Annotated in this window: 10 protein-coding genes and 1 pseudogene; 6 read left to right on the top strand and 5 right to left on the bottom strand. The window is 70.0% G+C overall.

The genetic code is table 11. The features are described 5' to 3' along the window. Positions 1-69 precede the first annotated feature (69 nt). Genes paaC through paaA form a run of 3 tightly spaced genes read right to left on the bottom strand, consistent with a single transcriptional unit; the run spans position 70 to position 2,218 of the window. A complete protein-coding gene (gene paaC / locus FHG54_RS03790) occupies positions 70-945 on the bottom strand; it encodes a 1,2-phenylacetyl-CoA epoxidase subunit PaaC (RefSeq protein WP_139416085.1) in 876 nt (291 codons plus the stop codon). Then, positions 942-1,247: a 1,2-phenylacetyl-CoA epoxidase subunit PaaB gene (gene paaB, locus FHG54_RS03785; protein ID WP_139416084.1), complete on the bottom strand. Its 306-nt coding sequence runs from the start codon at positions 1,245-1,247 to the stop codon at positions 942-944. Before paaB ends, paaC begins: the two co-directional genes overlap by 4 nt. Beyond that, a complete protein-coding gene (gene paaA, locus FHG54_RS03780) occupies positions 1,247-2,218 on the bottom strand; it encodes a 1,2-phenylacetyl-CoA epoxidase subunit PaaA (protein WP_139416083.1) in 972 nt (323 codons plus the stop codon). The genes paaB and paaA overlap by 1 nt, the downstream gene beginning before the upstream one ends. A 138-nt stretch (positions 2,219-2,356) precedes the next feature. Here paaA and paaI point away from each other — a divergent pair, with 138 nt between their 5' ends. The 3 genes from paaI to FHG54_RS03765 all read left to right on the top strand — a co-directional run bounded on the left by paaI (position 2,357) and on the right by FHG54_RS03765 (position 4,832). Further along, a complete protein-coding gene (gene paaI / locus FHG54_RS03775; RefSeq protein WP_139416082.1) occupies positions 2,357-2,776 on the top strand; it encodes a hydroxyphenylacetyl-CoA thioesterase PaaI in 420 nt (139 codons plus the stop codon). Positions 2,777-2,801: 25 nt separating this feature from the next. Further along, a complete protein-coding gene (paaK, locus tag FHG54_RS03770; RefSeq protein ID WP_139416081.1) occupies positions 2,802-4,130 on the top strand; it encodes a phenylacetate--CoA ligase PaaK in 1,329 nt (442 codons plus the stop codon). A gap of 69 nt (positions 4,131-4,199) precedes the next feature. Further along, entirely contained in the window at positions 4,200-4,832 is a 633-nt protein-coding gene (locus FHG54_RS03765; RefSeq protein ID WP_139416080.1) for a TetR/AcrR family transcriptional regulator, read from the top strand. 41 nt (positions 4,833-4,873) lie between these two features. On the opposite strand, the gene FHG54_RS03760 is transcribed toward FHG54_RS03765, so the two are convergent. Together FHG54_RS03760 and FHG54_RS03755 are read right to left on the bottom strand one after the other, a co-directional pair. After that, positions 4,874-5,548 carry a response regulator gene (locus FHG54_RS03760; RefSeq protein ID WP_139416079.1) on the bottom strand — a complete coding sequence of 225 codons (675 nt, stop codon included), beginning with the start codon at positions 5,546-5,548 and terminating at the stop codon, positions 4,874-4,876. Further along, positions 5,545-6,582 carry a sensor histidine kinase gene (locus tag FHG54_RS03755; RefSeq protein WP_168197088.1) on the bottom strand — a complete coding sequence of 346 codons (1,038 nt, stop codon included), beginning with the start codon at positions 6,580-6,582 and terminating at the stop codon, positions 5,545-5,547. The genes FHG54_RS03760 and FHG54_RS03755 overlap by 4 nt, the downstream gene beginning before the upstream one ends. 128 nt (positions 6,583-6,710) lie before the next feature. On the opposite strand from FHG54_RS03755, the gene FHG54_RS03750 reads away from it, so the two are divergent. The 3 genes and pseudogenes from FHG54_RS03750 to FHG54_RS03740 all read left to right on the top strand — a co-directional run bounded on the left by FHG54_RS03750 (position 6,711) and on the right by FHG54_RS03740 (position 10,975). After that, positions 6,711-7,835 carry a hypothetical protein gene (locus FHG54_RS03750; protein WP_139416077.1) on the top strand — a complete coding sequence of 375 codons (1,125 nt, stop codon included), beginning with the start codon at positions 6,711-6,713 and terminating at the stop codon, positions 7,833-7,835. A 459-nt stretch (positions 7,836-8,294) separates the two neighbouring features. Then, positions 8,295-8,907 (top strand): annotated as a pseudogene (locus FHG54_RS03745) (hypothetical protein); the annotation flags it as partial. Then, on the top strand, positions 8,849-10,975 hold the full coding sequence (locus FHG54_RS03740) for a RecQ family ATP-dependent DNA helicase (RefSeq protein WP_139416076.1): 2,127 nt from the start codon (positions 8,849-8,851) through the stop codon (positions 10,973-10,975). The pseudogene FHG54_RS03745 and the gene FHG54_RS03740, both read left to right, overlap by 59 nt. The last annotated feature ends 372 nt before the right edge of the window (positions 10,976-11,347 follow it).

Genomic DNA, 11,347 nt, shown 5'->3' with positions numbered 1-11,347 from the left:
CGACGGATGCCTCGAAGCGCTCGTCCGCGCCGGCCACCCGAACCGCGTCGGCCACCCGAACCGCGGCGGTCACCACGATGCTCCGGGGTGCGCGCGGGCGAGCACCTGCATCTCGGCGAGGAGCGGCCCGAGATGCTCGGTGTGACGCCCCTCGCGGCCGCCGCCCGAGGCGATGAACGCGGTGCGGCCGGTCGGCCGCTCGAGCCCGGCCTCGGCGAAGACCTCGTCGATGACCTCCTCGAACCCCGGTCGCAGCGTCGATGGCAGCACAGCGACGCCGGTCTCGGCGAGGCGCTCGACGAGGGCATCGTCGGCGAACAGCTCATCGACGTAGGGCCAGGTGTCGGCGATCGCCGTGATCATGCGGCGACGGGACTCCTCGGTGCCGCCCGCCAGCCGCAGCACCCACTGGGTCGCGTGATCGCGGTGGTAGTCGACCTCCTTCACCGATTTCGCCGCGATCGCAGCGATCACCTCGTCGGTGCCGTGCATGAGCCGCGAGTACAGCTCGAACAGGTACACGGATGCCGCGAGCTGACGCGCGATCGTGTGGGCGAAGTCGCCGTTCGGCTGCTCGAAGAGCCAGGCGCACCGCCACTCGGGTTCATCGCGGAAGTACGCGAGGTCGTCTTCGCTCCGCCCGCTCGCCGTGCCGGCGTAGTGCAGCAGCGACCGGGCGTGCCCGACGAGGTCGAGGGCGATGTTGCCGAGGGCGACGTCCTCTTCGAGTTCGGGGGCGCGGGCGATCCACATGCCGAGCTGCTGGGCGAGCACGAGGGCGTCGTCGCCGAGGCGCAAGGCGTACTCCGCGGCATCCGCCGAGGCGACCGCGATGCTGCCGTCGGCCGACGTGCCCGAGAGCTCTTCGGCGAGCGCGAGCCGATCGACGGAGACGTCGCCGTGCACATCGTCGGAGGCGTCGTGCTCGAGGTCGGGGCCGCTCACAGGTGCTTCACCCCCTCGCTCTTCGTGTAGTAGACCGCGTGTCGGTAGTTCTTGCCGGCCGGGCTCTCGAAGAAGGCGCCCTTCGCATCGGGGTCGCTCGTCGTGATCGCATCGGCGGGCACGACCCAGATCGAGATGCCCTCGCCCCGTCGCGTGTAGAGGTCGCGGGCGTTGCGCACGGCCATGTCGGCGTCGGGCGCGTGCAGCGAACCGACGTGCACGTGCGAGAGCCCGCGGTTGGCGCGCACGAAGACCTCCCAGAGGGGCCAGGCCTCGGTGCCGATCTCTCCGGGGGCCGACATCACGCCGCCCTCCGTTCGGCCTGCTTGCGGGCGTATTCGTGCGCGGCCTCGCGCACCCACGCGCCGTCTTCGTGCGCCTCGCGACGGCGGCGCAGGCGCTCGGCGTTCGCAGGGCCGCGACCGGCGAGCACCTCGTTGAACTCGTCCCAGTCGATCTCGCTCATGTCGTACTGCCCGGTCTCGTCGTTGAATCGCAGGTTCGGGTCGGGCAGGGTGACGCCGAGCACCTCGGCCTGCGGCACGAGCATGCCGACGAAGCGCTGGCGCAGCTCGTCGTTCGAGAAGCGCTTGATGTTCCACGCCATCGACTGCGCCGAGTTCGGCGACTCGTCGTCGGGCGGGCCGAACATCATGAGGCTCGGCCAGTACCAGCGGTTCACGGCGTCCTGCGCCATCTCGCGCTGCGCCTCACTGCCCTGCATGAGTTCGAGCAGGATCTCGAAGCCCTGCCGCTGGTGGAACGACTCCTCTTTGCAGATGCGCACCATCGCCCGGCCGTAGGGGCCGTACGACGCCCGGCAGAGCGGCACCTGGTTGCAGATCGCAGCGCCGTCGACGAGCCATCCGATCGCCCCCATGTCCGCCCACGTCGGGGTCGGGTAGTTGAAGATCGACGAATAGCGGGCTCGACCCTCGATGAGCTGCGTCGTCATCTCTTCGCGCGTGATGCCGAGCGTCTGCGCCGCGGAGTAGAGGTAGAGCCCGTGGCCCGCCTCGTCTTGCACCTTGGCCATCAGGATCGCCTTGCGCTTCAGGCTCGGCGCGCGGGTGATCCAGTTCGACTCGGGCTGCATGCCGATGATCTCGGAGTGGGCGTGCTGGCTGATCTGCCGGATGAGCGTCTTGCGGTACGCCTCGGGCATCCAGTCGCGCGGCTCGATGCGCGAATCGGCGGCGATGAGGTCGGCGAACCGTGCCTCCTCGGCGGAGAGCTCCGGGTCGACCACGCTGAGGTCTGCTGGAGAGGTCATCGTCGACTCCTGTTGTGTCCTTGGTCCCGGTCGTGCCACCGGGATTCGGCATTACTAACCGATCGTTCAGTTAGTATATAGTCATCTTGAGCGCCGCAGCAACGGCGCTACACGCACGAACTCGATGAGGAGCTTCAGATGACGGATGCCGCGACCACCGACAGTGCAGCGAACCGCGCCATGATGGACCGCGACCAGGCATCCGCCGCCCTCGGCATGGTCGTCGAACGCGACGAGCCCGGTCACGCCGTGGTCTCGATGCGCGTGCGCGACGACATGACCAACGGCTTCCACATCACCCACGGCGGCCTCGTCTTCACGCTCGCCGACACGGCGTTCGCCATCGCCTGCAACGAAGACCACACCGTCACCGTCGCCGCCGGAGCCGACATCACCTTCCTGAAGTCCACCGTCGCGGGGCAGACCCTCACGGCGACCGCCCGCCGCCGTGCCCGCAGCGGCCGCACCGGCCTCTACGACGTCACGGTCGTCGACGAGCAGGGCGACGCCGTCGCCGAGTTCCGCGGCCGCTCGATCTCCACCAACCGCACCATCTGAACCCGACCAGGAGCACCCCGTGTCGATGACGACCTCACACTCCATCTCGGGCCTCGCCCCCGTCGCAGCCGCCGACCTCGACCCCGAAGAGCGGATGTCCCGCGCCGAGGTCGAGGCGCTGCAGCTCGAGCGCCTCCAGCAGACGGTGCAGCACGCCTACGACCACGTGCCCCTCTACACCGAGAAGTTCGACGAGGCGGGCGTGCACCCCCGCGACATCCGCTCGCTCGCCGATGTCGAGAAGCTGCCCTTCACGACCAAGGAGGATCTGCGCCGTACCTACCCGTTCGGCATGTTCGCCGTGCCGATGGAGCAGGTCGCGCGCATCCACGCCTCGAGCGGCACCACGGGCCGGCCGACCGTCGTCGGCTACACGGCGGGCGACCTCGACCGCTGGGCGACCCTCGTTGCCCGTTCGCTGCGGGCGAGCGGCGTTCGCCCCGGCATGAAGGTGCACAACGCCTACGGCTACGGCCTCTTCACCGGCGGCCTCGGCGCACACGGCGGCATCGAGAAGCTCGGGGCGACCGTGATTCCGATGTCGGGCGGGCAGACCGCGCGCCAGGTGCAGCTCATCTGCGACTTCGAGCCCGACGTGATCCTCTGCACGCCCAGCTACCTGCTGACGATCGCCGACTGCATGGTCGAGCAGGGCATCGACCCCCGCTCGACCTCGCTGAAGGTCGCCGTGCTCGGCGCCGAGCCGTGGACGAACGAGATGCGCCACGAACTCGAACAGCGCCTCGGCCTCGACGCGCTCGACATCTACGGCCTCAGCGAGGTCATGGGCCCGGGCGTGGGCAACGAGTGCCTCGAGACGAAAGACGGCCCGCACATCTGGGAGGACCACTTCCTGCCCGAGATCATCGACGGCGAGACGGGCGCGCAACTGGCCGACGGCGAGAAGGGCGAACTCGTCTTCACCTCGCTCACGAAAGAGGCGTTCCCGGTCATCCGCTACCGCACGCGCGACCTCACGCGGCTCCTGCCCGGCACCGCCCGACCCGGCATGCGCCGCATCGAGAAGATCACGGGGCGCAACGACGACATGATCATCCTGCGCGGCGTGAACCTCTTCCCGACGCAGATCGAGGAGATCGTGCTCGGCATCGAGCAGCTCACTCCCCACTTCGTGCTCGAGTTGCGCCGCACCGGCACCATGGACGACATGACCGTACGCATCGAACGCCACCCCGACCTCTCGGTCGAAGTCTGCCAGGCCGCCACCGTCGTGCTCGCCAAGCGCATCAAGGAGGGCATCGGGTCATCCGTCGCCGTGGTGCTCGAAGAGCCGGGCGCGCTCCCGCGCAGCGAGGGCAAGTACCGGCGCGTCTACGACCTGCGCAACCAGTGAGCGGATGCCGCGGCGCTCGCCGTCAGCGACGGCGAAGCGGTGCACGCAGGGGATGGGAGACTGAGGGCGATGTCTGAGAACGGTTCACTTCGACGGGGGCGCCCCGGGTACGACCAGCGGGGGATCCTCGAGGTCGCCATCGCCGCGTTCAACCAGTACGGCTACGACGCGACCTCGATGGGCGTGCTCGCCGATCGGCTCGGCCTCTCGAAGTCGGCGATCTACCACCACTTCGCCTCGAAGGACGAGATCCTCGAACGCGCGCTCGACGACGCACTGAGCGCTCTCGAGGGCGTGCTCGCCGATTCGGGTGCCACGCAGGGCCGCGCGGCCGATCGACTCGAGGCGGTGCTCGGCGGCGCCGTGCACGTGCTCGTCGACAAGTTGCCGTCGGTGACGCTGCTCCTGCGCGTGCGCGGCAACACCGAGGTCGAGCGGCGCGCCCTCGCACGGCGGCGAGCTTTCGACCGGGCGGTCACCTCGCTCGTCGAGGAGGCGCAGGCCGAGGGCAGTCTCCGCTCCGACATCGACCCCAGCGTGGTCGCGCGACTCGCCTTCGGCATGATCAACTCGATCGTCGAGTGGTACCGCCCCGGCGGCCGCGAAGACGCCGACAAGCTCGCCGACGACGTCATCGCCGTCGCGCTCGACGGGCTGCGCATGCCGACCTCGAACCGGGTCGAGGAGCTGCTCGGCGGCTGACACTCCCTCGGTCGCGATCAGGTGCGGCCGCGGGTCGGGATTCACTCACCCATTCGACGTGAACCCCCGCCGGCCCCCGCCCGCCCCGTCGACCACGCCCAGGCGGCGATCGCGACGCGGTTGGGTGCGCTGAGCTTGCGTCCGATGTTGGCCACGTGGTTTTTCGCCGTCCCTGCGCTGATGAACAGGTCATCGGCGATCTCCGCGTTGGTCCTTCCCTGCGCAACCAGCCGCACCACCTCGAGCTCGCGGTCGCTGAGGGTTGAACCGTCGCTGCCGGGAGCCGCCGGGGCGACCACATGGCGGAGCAATCGAACGGTGAGCTGAGGACTGATCAGGGTGTCGCCGGACATGGCGGCACGGACCGCCTCGACGAGCAGCGCGGGTCCGGAGCGTTTGAGGAGGAACCCCGACGCACCATTGCGCAGCGCGGTAAAGACGTACTCATCGAGATCGAAGGTGGTCACTACGATCACGCGAGTACGCTCGGCAACCTCGGGACCCGCGAGAGCCAGCGTCAGGTCCAGCCCGTTGAGCCCGGGCATGCGAATGTCGGCGAGCACCACGTCGGGTCGGAGTCGCCGCGCCAGGTCGAGGGCGGCGGTGCCGTCGGGGGCCTCCCCGACCACGGTCATGTCGGGCTGGGCATCCAGCACCATGCGGAAGGCATCCCGGATCCCGCGCTGATCGTCGGCGATCACGAGCCGAATCGTCACGCTGTCGCTCCTTGGTCGGTGTTTCGTGACAGCGGCAGGGCGACGGTCACCTGCCAGCCTCGCGATCGCAGGGGCCCTGCCTCCACACTGCCGCGGAGGCGCTCCACCCGATCGGTCATCGCGACGAGGCCCAGTCCGCCGACGGCCTGGCGTGCAGTTGCTGATCGCCCATCGCCGTCGTCGACGATCGACACGAGCAGTCCGCCGCCGACTTCGTTCAGGACGACGGTCACCTGCGTCGCCCGAACGGCGTGACGGCGAACATTCGTGAGCGCTTCGACCACGACCCGGTAGGCCTCCGCGCCGATCGTCGCGTCGACTTCCCGGATCAGTCGTCGTTCGACGACGGCCTCGAGCTCACCGGCGGAAGCGAACCTCCGCACCAGTTCGTCGATGTCGTCGATGCCGCCCCGGGCGAGGCGGACGGGGTCCTGACCCTCGCCCAACGCGTGCACGGCCTGGTCCATCGACTCGAGGGCTCGCAGTCCGGCGGCCTCGATCTGCCCGAGCAACTCAGCAACGCGAGGGTCATCCAACGGCAGCACCGCGGCACCGGCCTGAGCCCGCGCGACGATCTCGCTGATGTCGTGGGCGACGAAGTCGTGCAGATCCAGTGCAAGTCGCAGTCGCTGCTCCGCCCTCGCGAGGGCGATGGCCCGCGTCCGCTCGGCGGCGGCCCAGCAGAGGTACCAGGCGACCGTCCCTGCGGCCAGCGAGGGGATCAGCCAGACCGCACTCGCGAACACCGCATCCAGGGGCGGTTCGTCGGAAAGGAAGCGCTGGACCCACAGCGCCGACCCGGCGGCGGCGAGAGACCCGGCCACCGCCGCCGCTCGCGGGGGTGACCAACGGACGACGACGAACACGAGGCCGGCGAGCACGAGGGGCTCGGCGAGCAGCCATGCCGCGTCGTTCTCGTTCCGGTCCGTCGTGAGCAGGCCGGTACGGACCAGCACGGTGATCACGATCGAGATCGACCCGGCCACGGCCACGGCCACGGCAGTGGAAGCGGCGGCCAAGCCTCGTCGATCCATGGAAGACGAGCCTACGGGCTCGGGCCCGGCCGCCGCTGTGTCGATCGGCATGAGTTGGGAGGCAGGCGCCGGCGTGATGTGCCGAACGGCATATGGTCTACACATGTCAGCCGGTCGAGGCTTGAACCATGAGACGAACGTGGACTGGGTGGATCGGATACGTCGTGGCCGCATGGTCGGCCGCGTACGGAGCGCTCGGCGTGTGGTGGGCCCTCGGCGGCGGCGGTTTCCCGTTCGGAACGGGCGACCCCGAACTCATGGCCGAGCCGAGCGCCGCGGTCAAGGTCTCGCTGCTGGGTCAGGCCACGCCTGAAGTCGCCGGCCCGGTCATCGCCGTGATCGGGCTCGTCGGCGCGGTCGTCGCGATCATGATGGCGCGGGGCGTGGCCGGAAGGTGGGCTCGGCGGCTGCTCCCCGCCTACGCCTGGCTGCTCGCGATCGTGTTGACGGTCGGCATCCAGGATTATCGGACGCTGATCGTGTTCGCCTACACACCGATCCTGGCGATCGCCAAGCTCCTCGGGGTCTGGCCCGAGGGGAGCGGATGGGGCGACCTCTATCTGGCACCCCGAGTGAACCTGCTGATCTGCCTGATTGCTGGAATCGGCTGGGCGTTGACTGCAGTCGCCTACCGCCGCCGGGTCACAGGATCCTGCGGCGTCTGCGGGCGTGCGGGTGCGGACGAGCGGTCCTTCGTGGATCGATGGGGACGGCGCGCCACCTGGATCGCGATCGCCGCGCCGCTGATCTACTGCGCCACGCGGTGGGCATGGGCGCTCGGATTCTCGCTCGGGATGGACCCGAACGCCTACCAGGAGGGCAAGGACCAGGGCCTGTGGATGGCCGGCGCCGCCCTGGCGTCCTTCGGGCTCATCGGGGCGGTGTTGACGCTCGGTCTCATCCAGCGCTGGGGCGAGGTGTTCCCCCGGTGGATGATCGGTCTTCGCGGCCGACGGGTGCCGCCGATGCTGGCTGTCGTGCCGGCGATACTCGTCTCGGTCCTCGTGACCTCAGCATCGTTCATGTACCTGCGGATCGTGCTCATCGACGGGATCACCGCCGAGACCTGGGCGTTCAACCTCCCAGAGGTGTTCTTCTCGGTGTGGGGCGCTGCGCTCTTCGTGAGCGCTCTCGCCTATCGACGCCGGCGGTGGGGGGCGTGCGAGGCGTGCGGCCTCGGAGTGGACCACGCGCCGAGCAACCCCAGCGGAGACGCGCTCCTTACGGCGTCCGCGGTCCGCTGGCGCGTCTGACGGACAGCCCGATCGTCGCGTTCACGCGTTCAGCGTTGGCACCCAGGCACTGCCGGTCAACTCGTCGCCACGCTGCCGGTTCGGCGGGTTGGCTGCACGCCGCGCCCGCCTCGACCTGCGGCTCGGTCGCGTAGCCGCGGAGTCGCCCAGACGTTCCGTTCGAGCCGGTCGGCCGCCACACGCCGCCGTTCGAGGTCGCGCGTCAATTGAGCCTCGTGGGCTGCCTGAAGGTGGGGGAAGGTGATCTCCGAGATGAACATGTCGACTCCTGCGTGTGTATGTCTCGAGATTCCTCTCTAAGGGGGGCACGCGGCATCCGCTGATCGCCCTATTCCTCGATGCGACGCGCCCACCTCTCTGAGGTAGGGAACGGTCGGATGCCTCGGAGCGCTGTAGACAAGGTGAAGCAACGCATCGGGTTCCTCTCGTTCGGCCACTGGCATCCCTCGCCGCGATCGGGCACGCACGAGCCGGATCGAGATCGGCACCGGCGTCATCGCCATGCGCTACGAGAACCCGCTCTACATGGCCGAGGAGGCCGCGGCGGCCGACCTCATCAGTGCCCGCGCGAGCGACGAGGGTCGGCTGCAGCTCGGCGTCAGCCGCGGCTCACCCGAGACGGCGCTCGACGGCTCGCGCGCGAGCCACCGCGAAGTGGACCGCCGAGCAGGGCATGAACCTCATGAGCTCGACGCTGCTCACCGAAGACACGGGCGTGCCGTTCGACGAACCGCAGGCCGAGCAGAGCCAGATCTTCCGCGGTCTCGCCCGGTTCGGCAAGAGCTTCATCGGCGAGCCCGACAAGATCGCCGCCGACCTCGCGAACGACGCGGCGGTTGCGGCATCCGACACCCTGCTCGTCACCGTGCCCAACCAGCTCGGCGTCGACTACAACACGCGACTGCTCGCGGCGATCGCCGAACACGTGGCGCCGCGATCGGGTGGGAGCCCGCCGGGCACTGAGCCGCCAGGATGCCCAGCCCGTTGTCGGTCGCGTGGGCCAGAGTGGTGGCATGACTCGCGCCGTATCGCCCGCCGACACCCGCGATGCTGCACTCGAGGCGCTGCGTGAACTCGTCGGGCGCCCCGACGCCGAGTTCCACGACGGGCAGTTCGAGGCGATCGAGGCGCTCGTCGAGGGTCGACGGCGAGCACTCGTCGTGCAGCGCACCGGGTGGGGCAAGTCAGCGGTGTACTTCGTCGCGACGCTGCTGCTGCGCCGTCGGGGCGCCGGGCCGACGGTGCTCGTCTCGCCGCTCCTGGCCCTCATGCGCGACCAGATCGCCGCAGCCGAGCGGGCCGGCGTGCGCGCGGTGGCGATCAACTCGACCAACCCGCACGAGTGGGGCGACGTGCTCGCCCGGCTCGACCGCGACGAGGTCGACGTGCTGCTGGTCTCGCCCGAGCGACTCAACAATCCCGCCTTCCGCGAGCAGCAGCTGCCAGCACTCGTGCGGCGCATCGGCATGCTCGTCGTCGATGAGGCGCACTGCATCAGCGACTGGGGGCACGACTTCCGGCCCGACTACCGGCGACTGCGCGACCTCATCGCGCAGATGCCGGCCGAGGTGCCGGTGCTCGCGACGACCGCGACGGCGAACAGCCGGGTGGTGGCGGATGTCGCGGAGCAACTGGGTACCGGCTCGGCCGACAACGGCGGCGCGGCCCCCGAGGTACTCACCATTCGCGGGCCGCTCGCTCGCGCCTCGCTGCGACTCGGGGTGCTGCGGCTGCCCGACTCGCCGAGCCGCCTGGCGTGGCTCCTCAGTCACCTCGACGACCTCCCCGGCTCGGGCATCATCTACACTCTGACCGTCGCGGCGGCCAACGACACCGCCCGCCTGCTGCGCGACCGCGGCCACGAGGTGCGCGCCTACACGGGCCAGACCGACACCGACGAGCGCACCGAGTCCGAGAGCATGCTGAAGCGCAACGAGGTGAAGGCGCTCGTCGCCACGAGTGCACTCGGCATGGGCTTCGACAAGCCCGACCTCGGTTTCGTGCTGCACCTCGGTGCACCTTCGTCACCCGTCGCGTACTACCAGCAGGTCGGCCGCGCGGGGCGGGCCAGCGAGAGCGCCGACGTGCTCCTCCTCCCGGGCACCGAAGACGGCGCCATCTGGCACTACTTCGCGACCGCCTCAATGCCCGATCAGGAGCGGGCCGAGCGCGTGATCGCAGCGCTCGGCGATACGCCGGTCTCGACGCCGGCGCTCGAGGCGATGGTCGACATCCGCCGCACACCGCTCGAACTGCTGCTCAAGGTGCTCGACGTCGACGGTGCGGTGCGCCGCGTGCAGGGCGGCTGGGTCGCCACCGGTGAGCGGTGGGTCTACGACGCCGAGCGCTACGAGCGCATCGCCGCCGAGCGGCTCGCCGAGCAGCAGCACATGATCGAGTACGAGCAGACCGACGGATGCCGCATGGAGTTCCTCCAGCGATCGCTCGACGACGACACGGCGGCGCCCTGCGGGCGGTGCGACAACTGCGCGGGCGTCTGGTTTCCACGGGAGATCGCGGCCTCCGCCACGGCCACCGCTACCGAATCGCTCGACCGCGTGGGCGTGCCGATCGAGCCGCGACGCGCGTGGCCGACCGGTGCCGACCGACTCGGCGTGCCCGTCAAGGGCCGCATCGCCCCCGCCGAGCAGGCGAGCGAGGGCCGCGCGCTCGCTCGTCTCACCGACCTCGGCTGGGGCGGCACGCTTCGCGAGCTCTTCGCGCCCGGCACGCCCGACGCCCCCGTCTCGCCGCAGGTGCTCGCCGCGTGCGTGCGTGTGCTCGCCGACTGGAGCCGGGGCGAGCGACCGGTCGCCGTCGTCGCGATGCCGTCGCGCTCGCGCCCGCTACTCGTCGACTCGCTCGCCCGCGGCCTCGCCGACGTCGGCCGGCTCCCGTACCTCGGTGCCCTCGAACACCGAGACGGCGGACCGAGCGGGCAGCCGGGCGGCAACAGCGCATTCCGGCTCGCCGGGCTGTGGAACAGGTTCTCGGCTGCAGGGCTCGACGTGCCCGGCGGCGGCGTGCTGCTCGTCGACGACCAGGCCGACAGCCGCTGGACCTTCACGATCGCCGCGCGCGAGCTCCGTCAGGCGGGGGCGACAGAGGTGCTTCCCTTCGCGCTCGCCCTTCGCGGCTGAATTCGGCACCGTCATCGCATTCGTGCGTCTCGTTCAGTCTGTGGGAGTTGTTCCTACGGATTCGGGCGGCACTTCGGCACTTCGGCACTTCGGCACTTCGGCACTCCGGCACTCCGGCACTCCGGCGCGTCGCACTCCGGCACTCCGGCACTTCGGCGCGTCGCCCTTCCGCACTCCGGCACTCCAGCGCGTCGCACTTCGGCACTCCGGCACTTCGGCACTTCGGCACTCCGGCACTCCGGCACTCCGGCACTTCGGCACTTCGGCACTCCGGCACTCCGGCACTTCGGCACTCCGGCACTTCGGCACTTCGGCACTTCGGCACTTGTTCTCGTGTCGAAGTCCCGTCCCGCTGTGCCGTCCAGCACGTGC

It is taken from the genome of Agromyces laixinhei (assembly GCF_006337065.1).
Taxonomy (GTDB): domain Bacteria; phylum Actinomycetota; class Actinomycetes; order Actinomycetales; family Microbacteriaceae; genus Agromyces; species Agromyces laixinhei.
This window is presented reverse-complemented; position numbering and strand designations above follow the sequence as displayed.

Excerpts from the sequence above, each read along its gene's own strand:
- paaA (WP_139416083.1), bottom strand. The coding sequence starts at position 2,218 with ATGACCTCTCCAGCAGACCTCAGCGTGGTCGACCCGGAGCTCTCCGCC.
- FHG54_RS03755 (WP_168197088.1), bottom strand. The coding sequence starts at position 6,582 with ATGGATCGACGAGGCTTGGCCGCCGCTTCCACTGCCGTGGCCGTGGCC.
- FHG54_RS03750 (WP_139416077.1), top strand. The coding sequence starts at position 6,711 with ATGAGACGAACGTGGACTGGGTGGATCGGATACGTCGTGGCCGCATGG.
- FHG54_RS03740 (WP_139416076.1), top strand. The coding sequence starts at position 8,849 with ATGACTCGCGCCGTATCGCCCGCCGACACCCGCGATGCTGCACTCGAG.
- paaI (WP_139416082.1), top strand. The coding sequence starts at position 2,357 with ATGACGGATGCCGCGACCACCGACAGTGCAGCGAACCGCGCCATGATG.
- paaK (WP_139416081.1), top strand. The coding sequence starts at position 2,802 with ATGACGACCTCACACTCCATCTCGGGCCTCGCCCCCGTCGCAGCCGCC.
- paaB (WP_139416084.1), bottom strand. The coding sequence starts at position 1,247 with ATGTCGGCCCCCGGAGAGATCGGCACCGAGGCCTGGCCCCTCTGGGAG.
- FHG54_RS03765 (WP_139416080.1), top strand. The coding sequence starts at position 4,200 with ATGTCTGAGAACGGTTCACTTCGACGGGGGCGCCCCGGGTACGACCAG.